General features: G+C 41.8%; 12 protein-coding genes and 1 pseudogene. 2 read left to right on the forward strand and 11 right to left on the reverse strand.

The window, feature by feature from the left end; translation table 11 throughout:
- Positions 1-20 precede the first annotated feature (20 nt).
- The 11 genes from VCM39_RS19135 to VCM39_RS19185 all read right to left on the reverse strand — a co-directional run bounded on the left by VCM39_RS19135 (position 21) and on the right by VCM39_RS19185 (position 17527).
- Positions 21-1880, reverse strand: coding sequence for an Ig-like domain-containing protein (locus tag VCM39_RS19135; RefSeq protein ID WP_322933631.1), 1860 nt, complete (start codon positions 1878-1880; stop codon positions 21-23).
- Between the two features lie 26 nt (positions 1881-1906).
- Positions 1907-3646, reverse strand: a complete 1740-nt coding sequence (locus VCM39_RS19140) for a SusD/RagB family nutrient-binding outer membrane lipoprotein (RefSeq protein WP_322933630.1) — start codon at positions 3644-3646, stop codon at positions 1907-1909.
- 14 nt (positions 3647-3660) lie between these two features.
- A complete protein-coding gene (locus tag VCM39_RS19145; RefSeq protein ID WP_322933629.1) occupies positions 3661-7029 on the reverse strand; it encodes a SusC/RagA family TonB-linked outer membrane protein in 3369 nt (1122 codons plus the stop codon).
- Positions 7030-7553: 524 nt separating this feature from the next.
- Positions 7554-8993 carry an ATP-binding protein gene (locus tag VCM39_RS19150; RefSeq protein WP_025866810.1) on the reverse strand — a complete coding sequence of 480 codons (1440 nt, stop codon included), beginning with the start codon at positions 8991-8993 and terminating at the stop codon, positions 7554-7556.
- 57 nt (positions 8994-9050) lie between these two features.
- Positions 9051-10178, reverse strand: a complete 1128-nt coding sequence (locus tag VCM39_RS19155; protein WP_025866809.1) for a sensor protein KdpD — start codon at positions 10176-10178, stop codon at positions 9051-9053.
- Between the two features lie 198 nt (positions 10179-10376).
- The gene (locus VCM39_RS19160; protein ID WP_322933628.1) at positions 10377-11135 is read right to left on the reverse strand and encodes a hypothetical protein; all 759 of its coding nucleotides are present in this window, start codon (positions 11133-11135) and stop codon (positions 10377-10379) included.
- A 12-nt stretch (positions 11136-11147) separates the two neighbouring features.
- Entirely contained in the window at positions 11148-11717 is a 570-nt protein-coding gene (locus tag VCM39_RS19165; RefSeq protein ID WP_025866807.1) for a K(+)-transporting ATPase subunit C, read from the reverse strand.
- Between the two features lie 11 nt (positions 11718-11728).
- Positions 11729-13777 (reverse strand): potassium-transporting ATPase subunit KdpB, encoded by a 2049-nt coding sequence (gene kdpB, locus VCM39_RS19170; RefSeq protein WP_263666094.1) that lies wholly within the window; start codon positions 13775-13777, stop codon positions 11729-11731.
- Between the two features lie 9 nt (positions 13778-13786).
- Positions 13787-15493 (reverse strand): potassium-transporting ATPase subunit KdpA, encoded by a 1707-nt coding sequence (gene kdpA, locus VCM39_RS19175; RefSeq protein ID WP_221650320.1) that lies wholly within the window; start codon positions 15491-15493, stop codon positions 13787-13789.
- Between the two features lie 7 nt (positions 15494-15500).
- Complete coding sequence (kdpF, locus tag VCM39_RS19180; RefSeq protein ID WP_081504715.1) at positions 15501-15581, reverse strand: K(+)-transporting ATPase subunit F; 81 nt, start codon at positions 15579-15581, stop codon at positions 15501-15503.
- Positions 15582-16183: 602 nt separating this feature from the next.
- The gene (locus VCM39_RS19185) at positions 16184-17527 is read right to left on the reverse strand and encodes a sigma-54-dependent transcriptional regulator (RefSeq protein WP_221650343.1); all 1344 of its coding nucleotides are present in this window, start codon (positions 17525-17527) and stop codon (positions 16184-16186) included.
- Between the two features lie 274 nt (positions 17528-17801).
- On the opposite strand from VCM39_RS19185, the gene VCM39_RS19190 reads away from it, so the two are divergent.
- Both VCM39_RS19190 and VCM39_RS19195 read left to right on the forward strand, forming a co-directional pair.
- Positions 17802-19130, forward strand: coding sequence for an aspartate kinase (locus tag VCM39_RS19190; protein ID WP_221650319.1), 1329 nt, complete (start codon positions 17802-17804; stop codon positions 19128-19130).
- An 84-nt stretch (positions 19131-19214) separates the two neighbouring features.
- A pseudogene (locus VCM39_RS19195) lies at positions 19215-20864 on the forward strand (FAD-dependent oxidoreductase); the annotation flags it as partial.
- Between the last annotated feature and the right edge of the window lie 76 nt (positions 20865-20940).

Here is a 20940-nt window from a genome sequence, read left to right on the forward strand (position 1 = left end):
AAAAAGATATTAAAAATAAATTATATGTTAACAATGCCGCTAATAGTAGCCTGTTTACTTGGAATTCCAACTTTAAGGTTAAATATCAACTTACCTCCTTCGATTTTTAATGTACCGCTTAATAAATTGACAGTTGCCCCAGTTGCATTATAAAGTACTTGTCCAGACAAGTCTTTTCCGATCGTATAGGTATGATCCTGTGATAGATTTATAGCCCGGTCAAAAGTGAAACTCAAATAATTTGTATAGTTTTCAACAGCCAGCTCTTCATCAATATAAACATCAAGTTTGCTTTTCGTTTCCTGATAATATACAAATTTATTGCCAAGAGATACATTATAAATTTCAATGTCGGCAGCATCTATCACCTCAATCGTTTTCTTAGCTTTCACTGTATTGCCCTTATCATCAGTTATTGTAGCCGTAATAGTAGCATTTCCAGCGCCAACCGTACTTACCACTCCCTTATCATCAACAGTGGCAATCTGCACATTAGAAGAAGCCCAAACAATCTTATTATCCGGAACAGAACTTACATTTGCCTTAATTGTAGTTGTAAATTTGGCAGATTCACCCACGTAGTAAGAACTGGCAACACTATTACTAAATTCAATAGAAGAAACCTTTAACAAAACTGTAAAACGGCATTTAGCACTCTTATCTCTTGCCGTAGCAATAATATCCACTGCACCCGGCGACTTGAACACAACATGACCATCATTTCCTACTGTTGCAATACTCTCATCAGATGATCTCCACTCAATAGGCCAGTAGTCTGTAATACCGAAAGGTGCCACCTCAACTTCGGAAAGCAAATCATAAAAAAGCACATCTTCAATTGTATATTGCTCAGTAAGCATCGCCACAGACTCTACGTAATAGTCATTTTTATCATATACTTCGCAATTTGCCGTCACCTTCCGTCCTTCTGCTTCCACAGTTACCACAGCATTTCCCGGCACTCCTCCGGAAGTCACTACAACGAGAAATTCATTCTTTTTTTCCGGATTCATTTCGTACTTATTCACAACCAGACCTTCACCTGAGGTGGTTACTTTAAAATCTAAATCCGCAATAGTCTTATCATCATCCGGATATGCCCGATAATATACAACAATCGTATCTTTTCCTTTCTTATCATTATTAATAGTAAACTTAAAGCTGCTTTGATCTATTTCCGTAATATCCGCACCGGTGAAATCTGCCAACGACAAATACAACTTCACTTTTACATACACCTTACATTCTATAGTGGCATTTCCCAGCTTGGCAGTTACGACCACAGGCTCATCTTGTTGAATATTTTGCGGATGAATACCTAATTTATAAGTACCTTCCTGAGTTGTTTCTTGTAACTTACTTACATTATCTACCAACAAAACAGATTCATCTGAAGAAATAAATTCCAATGGATAAAGTTTCATTAAGTCGGGATCGATATTTAGCACCAACGAATCAGAAATAGTACTTGGATTGATATAATACGCTTCCTGTTCAAAAGAGAATTCCGGATTGTTCGGTCCATTACGATCTGTCACCGACACAACAGCCAATAAATAACGTCCGTCTTGAAGAGTTGCTTTAATCTTTGCCTCTCCTTTTTGGCGTCCTGTAACTACACCTTCTTCATCCATCGTAATCACATTTCCCTCAACGCCTTCTTCCGGTGTCTCTTCTACTATAGTCCAAACTACTGATCCGGAGAAAGTCTCTCCACCATCAGCAAGTACCTGGAACTGATAAGAGTCATTCGGGTGCAATGTTACCGTAGTCTTTGACATCCTGACATATGCCACATCGTCGTCTTTACAGCCTATCAAACTTAAGCAGGCAACGAACAACGTCAATATATTATAAAACACAAATTTCTTAGTCATCATAAAATCTTTTAATTAACAGTTAGCAATTAGAAATTTTTCGGGATGATACGATTATTCTTATCCCGTCCTTCTGTTTGTATATCCCACCACACACGTGTTCCAGCAGTATTAGCTCCTCCAAGTGCAGCTTCAATGTACGGAATATTCACTTGTTCATTTGAAGTACTTTCTCCAAACGGTATACGACGTATCTGCAATTCATTATCAAATGACTGATCCGGCCAATTCCTCGGGACTCCGTTTACTTCTGCAACAACCGGAAATAATCGGGGATATCCTGTACGGCGGAATGTAGTCCATGCTTCAGCAGATTGGGGGAAGTTAGCAATGTATTTCTGAGTAATGATTTTCTCCAACTTCACTTCATCAGAATCACTCTCATCCCATTTTACTCCAACCTGAACACCACGGGTCTGATCAGTTTCACTAAATTCAGGCTGATAATAATCCTTATAAATAATTTTTGTGTTGGCAGACGTCTGTTTAAGATAAGCATCGGCCTCACCTGCCAATCCGTTCTCTGCAAAGACTTGCCTAATACCTTTCTCATAAAAGTCCTTAGCACTGGTACCTCCTACGTTCCAATTTCTCAACTTAGCTTCAGCGAGTAAAAAATAAATTTCAGTCACTTTGAAAAAATTACGCGGCATATATTTAACCTGGAATTTTGAATATGCTTTATATCCATTTTCTGCCGGAGCAGGATCAACAGAACATCCTTGTCGCATCCCTACACACTCTTTTGCAACATCCAAAACTTTCTTTCCTGTTGTTTTAGAGTTAATAACTGCTCCGTTTTTAGAAAACCATACTTCCAATAACGGATTATTGTAACGCTTCATAATGTTCTCTAAAGAAGCTCCCAAGCGCGAATCTTCCCACTCCGAACTAATTTTATGTAACGGATGCTGATAAGTATTGCCATCATCTACAGGTAATCCAAAATCTTCAGTAATCAAACCCAGTTCGTCAGTAACAGCACTTTCTGCAATAGTCTGTGCTTCTCCAGGATTGACCTTAACCATGTTCAATGCCATCCTGAACCGTATTGAATTGGCCAATCTTACCCAATTCTTCCAATCTCCTTTAGAATAACCATTTTTTTCCCCTTCCACACGTTTCAACATCTCAGCAGAAGGTTTACTTTCTTTCAATATCGTAATCGCTTCATTCAAATCACTAAAAATGGCCTTATACGTCTCTTCACATGATATATATTCAAGCGGATTAGTCTCTTTCAAATTACGGTAATCATTATATGGAATCGCACCAAAGAAATCAACCAGTTCGTGCATACTGTATGCATATAAAATTTGAGCTATCGCTTTCCATTCTGGTTTCCCATGACTTTCACCAAAGAAATAAGCATGGTATAACTGAGGAAATAATTTCTGGCTCTCACCAAGAGGACCACCATAATAGCCATTCGGATAATCATATGTATGGTATAAAGGTTGTCCAAAGTCGAATTTACTTTTTGACACCGTACAATAGCCTGCAAATACATCTATATTGGTGTTGCGCTGATATTGATATTTATGCTCTCTAAAGTCAATAACATATTCCATTGCCTGACGCAACTCACCTTCCAATATTTCATCGGAAACATCCCCTTTGTCAATTCCATCATCTCCTGAAGTTCCATTCTGCTTTTCGTCAATAACTTGCCAATCAGGATAATCAAAAGCGTCTCCGCAGCTTCCAATAGATAAAGAAGTGACTCCCAATAAACCGCCAAGGAAAATTGATTTATATATTTTTTTCATAATCAAATTATCAATTAATAGGTTAATTTTATATTTAATCCAAAACTACGAGTTGTTGGTAGTGTAAAGGAATCCACTCCACCAAAAGCATTAGCAGCCGTAGCGGAGATATCCGGGTCGACCGGAGAATCTTTATACAAAAATCCAACATTACGTGCTATCAAAGACAGGGTTAAATGCTTCGAAGAGCCTAACAAATCATAGAATGTGTATCCTAAGGATATTTCACGAAGTCTCACATTTGTTCCATTATAGATACAGTCTAAATGTGCTCCTCCAACTGTTTCATAATAGTTACGAGCTGTAATTTGCTGGCCATCAGGTAAAGTTACCATACCATTGTTTGCTAAACGTGCCTCCGCACTTCTTTCAGACAAACCGGCAAAATCCATCTCTGCCTGAGTTAGTGAAATCACTTTTCCACCAACCTTTCCATCAAGTAAAAAATAGAGAGAGAAATCTTTATAACTAAAAGTATTATTCCATCCGAAATTAAATTTTGCATTAGAATTACCAAGATAACGATTATATTCACTTGTCAATACGGGTTTACCATCCTGGATTTTAATTTTGCCATTATTATCATATACAAAACCTTTTCCATATAAATCTCCATAAGAACCACCTTTCACAAATTTAGTCTGAATCTCAACCCCACTCGCACTCATAATACAGTCGTCAGTTGTACCATCCAAAGCTGTATATGTTTCCAATATTTTATTATCATTATACGATAAATTCACACCGGTAGTCCATCTAAAATCCTTAGTAGAAATAGCATTGTAACTGGCAGTAAACTCTATACCACGATTTCTTGTTTTACCTGAATTTATCGGTTTTATCTGTCCCGAAGCCGTAGTAATTCTCATAAATTGATTTTCCATGGTACTTTGATATACAGTTACATCAAAATTCAATTTATTACTAAATAAAGTAGCGTCCAAACCTACCTCAAAAGCACGTGTTGTTTCCGGTTTCGGATTATCAAAAGTCGGATTTCTTGCCCCTATATTACCTGTCAAAGGATTAACAAATTGTGCTGCATAAAATTCTGCCGGAATGGAGTTACCTACTACACTATAGGATGCTCTCAATTTCATTGCATCCACCTTAGGCATTTCAAAAGGTAACAACTCTTTCAACAAAAGATTACCACCGACTGAATAGTAAGGAAAACTTTTATATTTACCGGCATCTGCAAATTGCTGAAACGCTTTTGCCCAATCATTACGGAAACTGACATCAATATATCCCTTATCCCAAAATCCGACCTGAGCTGTTGCAAAAATTGCAGTTTCCCAATTAGTAGTAGGAGTTAAGTCTTGACCACTCAACAATGAGCCTTTATATCCCTCTTTATTAGAGCCTAAAGCTCCGGGTATAGGATAAGGTATATTAGGAGAAACGTATGTATTATCATTTGTTTTAGTCATATAAATAGAATGATCCTTAATACGTTTGAAGCTGGTACCAGCTGTTGCATTAAATGTGATTTTGTCTTTAAACTTATCTGCATAAGTCAATAAATAATCGGAATAAATTTCACGATGAGAGCTTCTAGCCCCCCAATAAGTAGCACCCAATGTTTGATTCTTAGCTACACGAATAGTAGCTAATTCAAGTACTGTATTTTCATCATGAGTTTTATCCAAACTTACACGTCCCTGAGCCGACAAGGTTTCCAAAATCTGATATTTAGCAGTAAAAGAAGCCATAATACGATCACGGAAAGCTTCATCGGAAATCGCATCTAACATAAAATAAGGATTATTTATATAAGCATTATTTACCCATGGGAAATTTTGCACAGCAGTTCCCGCTAAATTAGGATTCACTACATCATTTTCTTCATTTGGATTAAGAGCCTCATTATACACCAACGGATCATCTTTACCCGCAATATACGTTCTATTCTTATCAAAATATCGTAAATCGATAGCATTAGGAGTAAGATACAATCCTGGTAACGCACCTTTAGCTTTACCTATAACGGGACGATTTATCGTTTTCTGAGTGATGTAGTTCAAAGATAAATCCAATTTCAATTTATCATTCAGCAAGTTATAACTTTGTTTAAAGAGAAGATTATGTCTCACAAATTTATTCTTATCCATCAGACCTTTCTGTACGGTATTTCCATAAGAAAAATAAGTGCTGGAATGTTCTGTTCCTCCATTCAATGAAATCGAGTTATTATAAGTCTGCCCTGTATTAAAAAAATCAGTTACATTATTTCTTGGATTCTTTGTCAAATAAGGAAACATAGCCAACTGATCATCTGTTATATCCGATAGTTTATTGCCCCAAGCATTATAACGTACTTCACTACCAACAATTTCCGGAGCAAATGTATCTTGTTGCTTCGGATACACCAGTGGTGTCTCCAAAGTTATATTACTGGAAAAATCAACTTTAACCTTGCCTTCACGTCCGCTCTTAGTAGTGATAATAATAACACCGTTATTAGCAGCACTACCATATAACGCAGCAGCGTTAGGCCCTTTCAAGATAGATATATTCGCAATATCATCCGGATTAATAGTAGAAAGCAAGTCACCATCATCACGAGAAGCAGCCATAAGAATTTCTTGAGACTGACTGGACATTCCATTTGACATCGGAATACCATCTAAAACGATTAGAGGTTGGTTATTACCCAAAATAGAACTTTGACCACGAAGTGTTATCTTGGAGGCACCACCACCAGCTCCTGATGAATTAGGCGTAATTGTTAAACCAGCGCTCTTCCCTTGTAACGAATTTACAAAATTCACATCCTTAGCACGCGTAAGCTCTTTACCTCCAATTTGCTGAGTTGCATAAGTCAGAGACTCGGATTTACGTTCGATACCCATTGCAGTAATAACAACTTCTCCTAATTGCTGCGAATCTTCTTTCATTACTACATTAAAAGACTTAGTCCCTGCTACAGATAATGTAATTGTCTTGTAACCTATATAACTGAATTCCAATATAGGTTTATCGCCTGTTACTTCAAGCGTATAATTACCGTTCAAATCTGTAATAGTACCAATCGTAGTACCTTGTATTTTAACACTCACACCAATAAGAGGTTCGCCTGTCTCATCAGATATTGCACCTTTTATAGAACGTTTATCTTGCTGTAGAGCAATTTGTGGAGTACTTTTATCCTTGGAAGAATACAAAACAAGATAGTCATCTTTTACTGTATAAACCGTATTTGTGTTTTTCAGCAAACTAACCATAACAGAAGCTAATCTCTCTTTGTTAACTTTTACCGAAATAATTTTGTCAGGGTTAATATCTTTCGTATTATACACAATACGGAGTGAGGTCTGCCTACCAATTTCATTCAAAACCTGACTTAGAGGAGCATTCGAAAAGTCTAAACTGACTCTCATCTCTTTTTGCTCAGTTGCACTCAAAAAAAATGGGATAATTAGAAATAAGAGTAATAGCAAGAATTTAATCTCGCCCTTTGATTTTTTTTTCATTTATCATTCTTTTAAAATTAACAAAATAATAGTTATCTTCATTTGTATATACAGATCTTGCAATAATACCCTCTCAGCTGTATTAAATACATTTATTTATGTTTTTCAACTGTTATAATATACATAAGTCCATTATTCATTATATAATACAATTTAGTACTAAAAGCTACTAAATAGTAATTGAAAAAAAAATATGGATTCTTTTATTAAATTAAGCCACCAAGAAATCTTCAAAAGCAGAAAATAGATCTATTACTCCTAAATAGAATTAAAGATGTGTTATATTAAGCTGAGTTACCTTAAGGAACGAGTCTTTTATCTTTGAATAGTATGTAACCTTTTAAGTTAGAACAAACAGAATAGAATAGTATAAATTTCAAAGAGTTTCAATGCATTGAAACATTTTTCTCAATGCATTGAAACAAGTTGTATCATGCTTTCAACCGAATAACAAACCGGCTACCTTTACCCAGTTCACTCTCTACAGTCAACGTGCCGCCATGTGCTTCTACGAAATCCTTAGAGATGGAGAGTCCCAGGCCGCTGCCTTGCACTTTAGTGCCGGGTACACGAAAATAGCGGTCAAAAATGCTCTGATGATAACGAGGATCGATACCTTTACCAAAATCCTGTACATAAAGCTCTATCTGGTCACCTTCTTGCTGAGCACCAATAACCACACGTCCGTTCTCTCTTGAATAACGAATGGCATTACTTAGCAGATTGGTAAGTACCCAGGCTATTTTTTCACTATCTACAAACAATTTGCCGATCTTCTCTTCCGGATATTCCACTTCAATCTGTATATTGAACTTATCGGCCTGAACCTGATTGGCCTTGATAGCATATTCAATCAGTTCAATGGGCTTCGTGATCTTAGGCATCATCTGGAGTTTTCCGGCTTCTACCTGAGTCATATTCAGCAGTTCGCCGGTAATCTCCAACAGGCGCTGGCTACTGTCTTTAATGCTCTTAGACAGCTGTTCCTGCTCTTCATTCAACGTACCCACACGTTTATCTTCCAGTAGTTGAAGGCTCATCATGATAGCAGAAATAGGAGTCTTCAACTCATGGGAAATGGTAGAGATAAATGTGGTTTTAGCTGAATCCAGCTCTTTAAATTCGGTGATATTCTTCAGAAGGATAACATCGCCCAACTTATGAGGTTCGTCTTTATCGGCATTGGTATTGTTGATAGGGATATAGGCAGCCTTGAAATAGCTCTCTTTATTATCTGCATAAATTTTCAATGGTTCTTTCTTATCGCCGGGGCTAACGAGTTCGCGAATCAAGCGACGGAGAAGGTCATTCTTCAAAGAAAGCTCTTCGGCAGATTGGCGGATCACGTTTTCTCTTTTCAAATTGAGCACATTCAGTGCCTCGTTGTTGATGAAAAGAATTTCACGCTCGGTATTCAATCCGATAATAGGCTCATTGATACTATTGACAATGGCTTCCAGAAACTTTTTGGCTGAAAGGATATCGGCAAGCGTACTGGCCCGATACTCGGTGAGACGTTCTGCCATACGATTAAAACTATCAGCAACTTCCCTGAATTCTTCACTGCTTTTCATATCAAGGCGCTTTTCGTAGTTATGATTGGCTATTTCAAGAATACCTTGTTTAAGCTCAAGAATAGGTCTACTAATGGAACGCGGTAACCAAAAAAGCAGAACCAGACCTGTGAGTACACAAATACCTCCTGTAACAGAGATCCATAATAAAGCCCGTTCGAGGGCAGGCAGTGCAGCAGGACTGTCGGGGTCCGTAGCAGTCAGTAGCTGTAGGTTGACAACAGATAGAGTTACCAATAAAATAATCATTCCGGCCAGTATCCCGATTCCGAAAAGCAATTTCGTTTTTATATTCATGATTTAAAGAAGTTTTTTAGTTTGTGAGTTCGTGAGTTCTTTAGTTTACTTACAAACTCATTCCACTGCAAGTATAATCAAATCTACGTTTGCTTGTGCCAGATTTGCCAAAAACTTTTTATAGGCGAACACTGCACAAAGGGCATTCGAGACACGTAAGCGGGGGCTTCCCATACAGATAGTTGTTATCTGCCTCTCACGACACGTCCGGACAATGCTTCCAAGTACATCCTTCGACTGTACCTGAACAACTTCTCCCCCCAACTCAGCTACCAATTTAAAATGATTTAATAAATGACGTTGGCTGGCAAGATCTATCCGGTCCATACTCTCACGGGGCGTCTGCACATAAAGGGCAACAAAGGTGGTATTGTAACGGGTGGCCAGACGGGCTGCTTTACGGATAATACGCCGGGGCGTCTTTTCATGGCTGCTAATACAAGCCATAAACTTTTCATGCCGGACACCCATACTCATTACAACTTCGTTCTCTACTTTTTTTTCTACACGCAACGCTACCTCTTTCAGAGCGAGTTCGCGTAACTGAAGGATATTCTCCGTTTTAAAGAAGTTATTCAAAGCTACCTGAATTTTATCCGGACGATATATCTTTCCGGCTTTCAAACGGGTTATCAGTTCCTCGGCGGTAAGGTCGATATTCACCACTTCATCTGCCTCTTGTAACACACTATCGGGAACACGTTCTTTTATTTCGATGCCGCAAATGTCCTGCACTTCTTCGTTTACACTCTCGATATGCTGAATGTTGATGGCAGAGATTACATTAATGCCCTCATCAAGCAGTGTCAGTACATCCTGCCAACGTTTCTCGTTCAAACTACCTTCAACATTGGTATGTGCCAACTCATCTACAATCACGATTTCCGGGTGGATACGGATGATGGTTTCAAGGTCCATCTCTTCCAGTTCTTTCCCTTTATAAAAAATCTTCCGCCGCGGAATCAGCGGCAAGCCCTCTATGAGTGCCTCTGTCCCGGCACGCCCATGTGTTTCGATGTATCCTATCTGCACATCTACCCCGTTATCGAGTAAATCATGTGCTTCCTGAAGCATACGATAGCTCTTACCTACACCGGCAATCATCCCGATATAGACTTTAAATTTTCCCCGGCGTGACTTCTTTATCAGATCCAGGAAATGCTGTACACTCTCTTCTCTATCCATACTTCTATATATCTATTTTTCAACCCCATAAAGCTGTGTCAAAAGTCTAAAAAAGCTATCAAGCTGCAATTCAATAACGCGGATTAACGCAAATTATCGCAGATTTAATTTAATCTTTGCGTTAATTTGCGTTTTAATAATAACGAGTTTTACTTTTTACACATCCTCAAGATACTAATTAGTTATGCCAGAGTTTAGTTAAGGTTTTAAAGTAATGCCGAAAACCAAATGGGCATCTTCCATACGTGGATTCCAGATGGCTTGTGCAAAAACCGGCAGGGAAAACCGATCACTAAACCGGATGGCAGTTGTTCCTTTCAAAGCAATATTGGTCACTGCAAAACCATTGCAATTGTACTGAGGAGCAGTGTAGGGAACAATGCCACACGTTACATTCAGATCTACTGTCTTCACACTGAACGGATAGTTGAGTTCCATATAAGAGGAATAATTCTGTTTCATTTCTCCCCGGTCATTCTCCTTTTTATCCTGTCCGGCAAACATCGTGTACCAGGCAATTGAAAGCGGAAACTTTTCAACCGGCAGCGTATAAGCCAATCCTGCTTCAAAGTGATGTGCTGTTTCATGGCTTTTGAATTTAAAATAATTACCCGTCCCTTGCCCGGGCCACCAAAGGTCTGCCACTGAAAGGGTCAGTCCTGTACTTCCAAAAGCATAAGCAGCGGTCAGGTCTATTTCTTTATTCGCTCTTCCTTCTGAGGCCTGACAACCATCGAAATCGGTTGATCCCCAGGCCGTCAATGAAAAGCCACCGATAGTAAAGCCTAAGGTTGGCTGGATACTGGCTCCGGTCTGATACATTCCACGCCATACATATGAACTGACTAAGTCGCCCTGTACGGTAAATTCCTGTGCCTGTGTGTTGGTGGTTGCCATTAAGCAACCAACTACAGCTACCAATGAACCTAAAAATACTTTCTTACTAAAAACCTTCATATACTACAATGTTTATTTTGCTTTTTCCAAAGCAATGTTCAGTTTCAATACATTCACTTTCTCTGTTCCAAAAAGTCCTAATAAGGGCTTTTCTATCGTTTTGTCGACAATCTCTTTTACCTGTTCCTCATGCATCCCACGTGCCTGTGCCACTCTTTTCACCTGTACATAAGCACAAGTAGGGGTGATATCCGGATCGAGTCCCGATCCACTGGCAGTTACCATCTCGGCAGGAACCTCACTACGGTTCAAGTAGGGATGATGAACGAGGAAGGTATCAATGCGGGCTTCCAGTTCTGCCAGATATTCGGGATTCGTAGGCCCTTTGTTACTACCGGAAGAACTCGTAGCGTCATAGCCATCTCCGGCACAGGAAGGACGACCCCAGAAATAAATATCTTTTGTGAAATTCTGCCCCACATTGGCAGCACCGACCACCTTACCATCCAATGTTGCCACTTCGGCATTTCCTTTATTCGGTCCTGCCACCTGTGCAAAAAGCCAAAGAATAAGGACATAAAACACTGCAAAGAATACGCAGAACGCAAGCGTTATTTTAAATGATTTCAATAAAGTTTTCATCGTCATATTATTTAAAAGAATAAACTTACTACCAAATCGATCAACTTAATCCCGATGAAAGGTACAATTACCCCTCCCAATCCGTATATCAGCAGATTACGGCGAAGCAGTGCACTGGCACCTATCGGTTTGTACTGTACTCCCTTCAAAGCAAGTGGAATCAGGATCGGAATAATGATAGCATTGAAAATTACAGCCGACAGAATAGCACTCTCCGGACTATGCAAGCCCATGATATTGAGCGCTGCCAACTCGGGGATAGCCACCATAAACAAAGCAGGTACAATTGCAAAGTATTTGGCTACGTCGTTGGCTATCGAGAATGTGGTCAGTGTACCGCGTGTCATCAGTAGCTGTTTACCGATCTCCACAATCTCAATCAGCTTGGTAGGATCATTGTCAAGGTCTACCATATTACCGGCTTCTTTGGCTGCCTGTGTGCCACTATTCATTGCTACGCCCACATTGGCTTGTGCCAGTGCAGGAGCATCATTCGTTCCGTCGCCCATCATCGCCACCAGTTTGCCGGCTTCCTGTTCTCTCCGGATGTATTCCATTTTATCCTCCGGTTTGGCTTCGGCTATGAAATCGTCTACTCCCGCCTTTTCTGCAATATATTTGGCAGTCAGCGGATTATCTCCGGTCACCATAACGGTTTTCACTCCCATCTTACGCAGGCGTTCAAAACGCTCCTGAATGCCCGGTTTGATGATGTCCTGCAACTCTATCACCCCGGTAACCTGCTGATTGACGCATACCACCAGCGGTGTACCCCCATTGCCGGAAATAGCTGCAATAGTCTCTTCCACTTCCTTTGGAAAGGTGTTCCCGGCCTTTTCTACAATCCGGCGGATAGCGTCAAATGCCCCTTTGCGAATCTGGGTACCATCGGACAGATCAACGCCCGAACATTTCGTTTCGGCAGTAAACTTAATCATGCGCGCGCCGGTTGTGTTCAGGTTCCGCATTCGCATCCCCGACTCACGTCCCAATTCTACAATCGATTTACCTTCGGGAGTTTCATCGGACAGAGAGGCCAGCAGGCAGGCTTCTACAAAACTACGTTCGTCTACTCCCGGTGCCGTATGGAATTTGGTCGCTTTACGGTTACCAATGGTTATCGTACCTGTTTTATCCAATAGCAGCGTATCAATGTCTCCGGCTGTCTCAACGGCTTTACCGGATTTAGTAATTACGTTGGCACGCAACGCACGGTCCATACCGGCAATGCCAATGGCAGAAAGTAATCCTCCGATAGTGGTCGGAATGAGGCAGACAAACAGTGAAAGAATGGCAGCAATAGAAATGGTTGTACCCGGATGATCAATGTTAGTATAATCGGCAAAAGGAATCAGCGTGATACAAACAATCACGAATACCAGCGTAAAACCTGCCAGCAAGATAGTCAGGGCAATTTCATTCGGTGTTTTCTTTCGGCTGGCACCTTCTACGAGGGCAATCATCTTATCAAGAAAACTCTCACCCGGTTGCTGAGTCACCAATACTTTAATGTTATCCGAGAGTACCTTCGTTCCACCCGTCACCGAGCTTTTGTCTCCTCCGGCTTCTCTGATAACGGGTGCTGACTCTCCCGTTATAGCACTCTCGTCGATGGAAGCTAATCCTTCAATTATCTCACCGTCGGCAGGAATCGTATCTCCGGCTTCACAAACAAAGATATCTCCTTTCTTTAGCTTTGAACTGCTCACGGTCTGAAGTTTATCACCTGTCATCAATTTTGCAGGAGTCTCTTCGCGCGTCTTACGCAAACTATCTGCCTGTGCTTTGCCCCGTGCTTCGGCAATGGCCTCGGCAAAATTGGCAAACAGCAAAGTGGCAAACAGAATAACGAATACCAGCAGATTGTATCCGAATGAACCGTAATGATCTCTGTTTAGGGAGAGGATGGTAACCACCAGCATAATAACCGTTACTATCTCCACTGTAAACATAATCGGATTCATCATCATCGTTCGTGGATTCAACTTCACGAATGATTGCTTTAAACTCTCTATGACTTGCTCCTTTTGAAATAAAGAAGCCGATTTATTCTTTTTCATACTCTTTACTTATAGACTAAAATGTTCAGCAATCGTACTCAAGGCGTGTACCGGGAAGAATGACAAAGCAGCGACGATAAAAATAACTGCAAACGTCATGACGCCGAAAGTTGCTGTATCTGTTTTCAATGTGCCGGCGCTCTCGGGGATAAACTTCTTCTGAGCCAGCAAACCTGCAATAGCTACTTGCCCGATGATAGGAATGAAGCGACTGAGAATAAGTACAATACCGCAGGAATAGTTCCAGAAATAAGTATTATCACCCAAGCCTTCAAAACCGGAACCGTTGTTGGCAGCCGAAGAGGTAAACTCATAAAGTTGTTCGCTCAGCCCATGGAAACTGGGGTTATTGAGCCAGCCTCCTTCACTCGCCACAAAATCCGGATGATGTGCATATAGATAGCTGGACAGAGCTGTACCAACAAGAATCACAAACGGATGGAGTAGTGCCACAATGGTAGCTATTTTCATTTCACGGGCCTCTACCTTCTTTCCCAGAAATTCCGGTGTACGTCCCACCATTAATCCGCTGATAAATACAGCTATTATGATAAAGGTGTAATAGTTCATCCATCCCACACCAACACCACCAAACCAAGTGTTTATCTGCATGTTCAGCATCTCGATCAACCCACTAAGCGGCATAGTAGAGTCGTGCATACTATTTACCGATCCGTTGGAAGTCACCGTAGTTGTCACGCTCCACAGAGCACCGGAGGCTGAGCCGATACGTACTTCTTTTCCTTCCATAGCTCCACCGGACTGGGCAATTCCCATTTCGTCGATACGCGGATTACCACCCATTTCCTGGCTTACGTTGATAAAGACTCCTACCAGATAGGCTGCCAACATAACTCCAAATATGCTATATGCCAGTTTCTTACGTTTAATGTAGAATCCGAAGGCAAAGACCATTGCCATAGGAATAATCAGGATAGACCAGCATTCTACCACATTGCTCAGGAAAGTAGGATTCTCCAGGGGATGTGAAGAGTTGACTCCAAAATACCCTCCCCCATTCGTACCCAGTTGTTTGATCGGTACGATAGCTGCCGTAGGCCCTTGCGAAACCATTTGCTCCTGTCCTTCCAGCGTGGTTACTTTCATCTTACCGTCAAATCCCATCGGCGTACCCTGTAAGATAAGGATAAAGCCCACAATCAATGAAAGCGGCAACAGGATACGTGTACAACTCACTACCAACAGTTGCCAGAAATTACCAATTGTTTTCGTGGTTTTAGCAGCCATCGCCTTCATCATGCCCGCCATAGCAGCCATACCGGTTGCAGCAGTTATAAACTGGAAGAGCATAATTACGAACAACTGCGTAAAGTAAGTCAGCCCGCTTTCGCCGCTATAGTGCTGCAAGTTGCAGTTGACCATAAAACTAATACAGGTATTGAATGCCTGATCGGGTGTTTGCGGCCCGTTCCCATCGGGATTTAAAGGAAGCCACCCCTGAGAAATCAAAAGCACCATTCCCCAGAAGAACCAGAATGCATTCAGAATCAATAATGATTTGAGGAATTGTTTCCAGTTCATCTCTTCCTGCGGACGGATGCCGCATACTTTATAAATTATTCTCTCAACAGGAGCCATGAAGTCCGACCAGGTCTTCTCTCCTTTATAAACCTTAGCGATGTACTTTCCTAACGGATAGGCAAGTACCACCATCAGGATCACCTGTAAAACTACACCTAAAATTTCTGTATTCATTGCTTCATTAAAATTTTTCCGGTTTGATGAGTACGTACATCAGATAACCGAAGATTGCGATACCTATCACAAATAGTATTGTATACATAAATCTAATTCTCCCTTTCTTTAAATCTTCTCAAACCAATCCACACATTTCCAAAAGAGCCAGAAGCAGGCAAAGCCGCTCAAGAGGCAGAAAATAAATGATACTGTAATTCCCATGTTTTTACCTTGTTTTAATTGTTACTAATTATTTTTACCTGATTTACTGTGTGCCAATTGCGTGCCAAAAGCGGAAAGAAAGTAATAAAACAATAAGTATCAACAGATTACATCACAAAGCATTTAAAAGAAGAAACAGCGCTACCCTTCCATTTTGAAAAGGATTGCACTGTTTTGAAAGAATGGAAAGCGTTGTTCCATTAAAGGGTTCGTCAGGGATGTCGTAAACAAACCTATCGAAGCTCGTAGAGGAGCGTTGTTTTACATGTACATGTAAAGCTGTACGACATGTGCATGTCGTGCTGCTCCACATGTGCATGTCGTGCTGCGATACATGTACATGTAAAACAACGTTCTCCGGTGAGAAAAACAACACTCCTCTACGAGATAAGGAAAGTATCCCGGTGAGTAAACACACGAAGGAAGGTGAGAGTAATATGCCATGCCAACGCAGTCCTATTGGCACATTAGCATATTGCCACACTATTATAGTTTATATTCCTCGATTTTACGATACAACGTGGTAAGTCCTATTTTAAGCAGACGCGCCGCTTCTGTTTTGTTCCCTTTGGTATACTCCAACACACGGGCAATATGCCTGCGCTCCATGGCAGATAATTCAAAACTCCCCGGTACAGCCTCGTCAGACTGCTCATAATGACAATTCTGTATTTCCAGCGGAAGGTCGCATACCTCCAGGCACTCTCCATCACATACAATGAGGCTACGCTCTATCACGTTACGCAGTTCGCGTATATTTCCCTTCCACATTTGCTGGCAGAGTGCTGCAAGATATGCCGGAGACATCCCGGTCACCGGATGGGAGAGCTTTTCGGAGAAACTACGCACAAAAGCCTCAGCAAGAATCCTGATATCTCCCGCTCTTTCGCGAAGGGATGGCAAGTGTACCTGGAAAACCGAAAGACGATAGAATAAATCTTCCCGAAAACGTCCGGCAGCAATTTCCTCCGGTAAATTCCGGTTAGTGGCAGCAATGATCCGGACATTCACCCGGGTGGGTTTCGTATCACCAATCTTTATATATTCGCCGGTTTCGAGAATACGGAGTAACTTGGCCTGTAATTCAAAAGCCATCTCCCCCATTTCATCCAAAAAAATAGTTCCGTTGTTTGCCTCTTCAAAAAGCCCCTTCTTATCTTTCAATGCCCCGGTGAATGATCCGGCCCTATGACCAAACATTTCACTTTCCAGCAAGTCTTTGCTGAACGAAGAACAATTGACGGCCACGAAGTTCTGCTTGCCCCGCTTACTGTTATAATGTATAGCTTGTGCAAAAACTTCTTTGCCTGTTCCTGTTTCTCCGGTCAACAATACCGGCACATCAGTCACAGAAACCTTCCGGGCCAACTGTACAGCCTCTTTCAACGGTTTCGATTCACCCAGAATAGACTCGAAGGAGTACATCTGTCCCACCTTCTTTTCCAGTTTTTCAAGGCGAACATTCATGCGTGCTTTCTCCACAGCCCTGCTGATAAGAGGGATAATCTTATTGTTATCATCTCCTTTGGTGATATAATCGAATGCCCCATTTTTGATGGCCTGTACGCCATCCGGGATATTTCCATGAGCAGTCAACAGGATTACCTCCGTATTGGGAGCCGCCTTTTTAATAGCTACTACCAAGTCCACACCATTCCCATCGGGAAGAAATACATCACACAAAGCTACATCGGGGGAGTGAAGTTCCAGTTGCTTTAAAGCCGATTTGCAGTCTCCGGCCTGGCACACTTCATAACCTTCTAATTCCATCATTCGCGCCAACAGGCTACGAATCTGGGTTTCATCATCGATAATAAGAATCTTACTCATGATTTCATAAGAGCGGTAAAAACAGGGTGCGCAAATATACAGCTTTTCAACAGACTGCCAAAGATTTTGGTATGCCATTTGATTTTTTATATGTGAGAAGCAGAGTGGAGAAAGACTTACAAATAGCTCCGAAGCACTTGTAAAGGCATTTGGAGGATATAACTCCCGAAACCGGAACCTTCCGCTCCCCTTTCATTTTGATAAAAACGAACTGAAATGAAATGGTACTTCCCAAACGTATAACTAATAATACAATCACTTAAAAACAAAAACAATGAAAGTCTGTAAATTTGGTGGAACCTCTATCGGTTCTGTAGAAAGAATGAAAAATGTGGCCAACCTGATCAGTGATAATGACCCTAAGATCGTTGTACTATCGGCAACCGCCGGTACAACCAATCATCTGGAGGAGATAGCTTCCCACCTATTCAACCGCGAAATAGACGAAGCACACGACGAAATAACCAGACTTGAATTCAAGTTTATAGATTTCGCCAACGAACTGTTGGAGGATGATTGCATCAAGCAGGAAGCCATAGATTATATCCTGGACCGATTCCGCAGACTCTGGAAGTCTATCCGGGATACATTCACCTCTGCCGACGAGAAAGAAATTGTAGCACAAGGCGAACTTATCAGCACTGCACTGATGAGTTTCTACCTCAAAGAGCAGAAGCGGCACAATGTACTCCTTTCTGCCTTCGACTTTATGCGTACGGGACCTGAAGGAGAACCCGATCTTGAATATATCAGCCAGCATTTGCAAGAGGCACTACAGCATAATAAGGGTATTTCACTCTTCATCACCCAGGGATTTATCTGCAAGAATGCTTATAATGAGACGGATAACCTGAAACGAGGTGGCAGTGACTATACCGCTTCGCTTATCGGGGCAGCTATCAACGCCGAAGAAATTCAGATATGGACAGACATTGACGGCATGCACAACAACGACCCGCGCATCATAAAAAACACCACGCCTGTGAAGAAACTGAGTTTTGAAGAAGCAGAACGCCTGGCTTATTTCGGAGCAAAAATACTCCATCCTTTTTGTATCGCTCCGGCCCGGGAGAAGAATATACCGGTACGTCTTCTCAACGCCATGGAGCCACAGGCAGAAGGCACGCTTATATCAAAAGCACAAGACGATAATATCATTAAAGCCATTGCCGCCAAAGACTCTGTTTTTCATATCAAATTCGAATCAAACAACCTGCTGCGCCCATACCTGTTCATCAGCAAAGTATTCAGTACTTTTGCCAAATACAGAACTCCGCTCTGCCTGCTCACTTCCTCCAATACCGCTATTTCCATCGCCACCGACACCAATGAGGCTCTCACGCACATCATTCGTGAACTGTCAGCGTATGCCACAGCGTACCTGGAAGATCACATGTCGATTGTTTCTGTCGTAGGTAATATGAAATGGCAGTTCACCGGGTTTGAAGCACGGATCATGGAAGCCCTGAAAGATATTCCATTGCGTATGATTTCATACGGCAGTACCAACAACGATGTATCTGTAGTAGTGAAAGCCGTTGATAAACAGAAAGCCCTGCAAGCCCTCAATGATGCATTATTCGCTCCCGGATACGCAAAATAGACTTTTTTTCCAACCATCGGTGAACTTTATCTATTTCTTTTGCGTTATTATTTCCAAAGGAAACTATTTACAAGAAAAAGAAACATGAAGATTATTATCATCGGAGGCGTAGCAGGAGGAGCAACCACTGCTGCCCGAATCAGAAGAATGGACGAGACAGCAGAGATTATTCTCCTTGAAAAAGGAAAGTACATATCCTATGCCAACTGTGGACTACCCTATTATATAGGAGGGGTAATCGCCGAACGGGAGAAACTCTTTGTGCAAACCCCGGAGGCTTTTTCCGTACGTTTTCGTGTAGACGTACGTACAGAGAACGAGGTCATTTTCATTGACCGGAAAAGAAAGACCGTAACCGTGCGCCTCAGTAGTGAAGACACGTACGAAGAGAGTTACGACAAACTATTAATCTCTACCGGAGCTACTCCCGTTAAACCTCCATTGCCGGGCATTGACTCTGAGGGAATTTTCACGCTACGCAATGTGAAAGATACGGACCGGATAAAAGAGTATGCCAACCAGCATGCTCCCCGGAGAGCCGTAGTAATCGGTGCCGGATTCATCGGACTGGAAATGGCAGAAAACCTGCATGCACTGGGAGCCAAAGTATCTATTGTAGAAATGGCCAACCAGGTGATGACTCCCATAGACTTCTCTATGGCATCACTCGTACATCAACACCTGATGGATAAAGGGGTAAACTTGTATCTGGAACAGGCAGTAGCTTCTTTTGAGAAGGCAGGCAGAGAGATAAAGGTTGTTTTCAAAGACGGACAGTCCATACCCGCAGATATTGTAATACTCTCCATCGGGGTACGCCCGGAAACAACACTGGCACGTGCTGCCGGACTGACTATCGGAGAAGCCGGAGGTATCTCGGTCAATGACTACCTGCAAACTTCGGACGAATCGATTTATGCGATCGGAGATGCCATTGAATATCGCCACCCGATAACCGGGAAACCCTGGTTGAACTATCTCGCCGGTCCTGCCAACAGACAGGGACGCATTGTTGCTGACAATATATTAGGAGCCAAAATCAGTTATGAGGGTGCTATCGGCACTTCTATCGCCAAAGTTTTCGATCTGACCGTAGCCACTACCGGCTTACCGGGCAAACGGTTGAGGCAAGCTGAAATAGCCTATGCTTCCTCTACTACCCACTCGTCTTCGCATGCAAGTTATTATCCGGACGCTACGCAGATGAGTATTAAGATTACATTCGATAAGGAAACAGGAAAACTATACGGTGCACAGATTGTGGGTTATGACGGAGTGGACAAACGCATCGATGAATTTGCCCTGGTCATCAAGCATCAAGGCACCATCTACGACCTGATGAAACTGGAACAGGCCTATGCTCCTCCTTTCTCATCCGCCAAAGACCCGGTAGCCATTGCCGGTTACGTTGCAGAAGATATCCTGACAGGAACCGTAAAACCGGTTTACTGGCGTGACCTGCGTGACATTCGCCTGGAACATGAGTTTCTGCTGGATGTACGTACACCAGATGAATTCTCTCTGGGTTCATTGCCGGGAGCTATCAACATCCCACTAGACGAGATACGCGACCGCATGGATGAAATACCCAAAGATAAGCCGGTCTATGTGTTCTGCGCTGTAGGGCTGAGAGGCTATCTTGCCTATCGTATACTCGTTCAACACGGATACGATAAAGTCCGCAATCTGTCCGGCGGATTGAAAATATACAAGGCGGCCACTGCCCCGATTATCAGGAATGAGGGGTATGATACTCCTGCCAGTATGGAAGAGAGTGCAACACCCGTGTCCATTCAGGAAGAACCAGCCG

Source organism: Bacteroides mucinivorans (assembly GCF_034654355.2).
GTDB classification, from domain to species: domain Bacteria; phylum Bacteroidota; class Bacteroidia; order Bacteroidales; family Bacteroidaceae; genus Bacteroides; species Bacteroides nordii.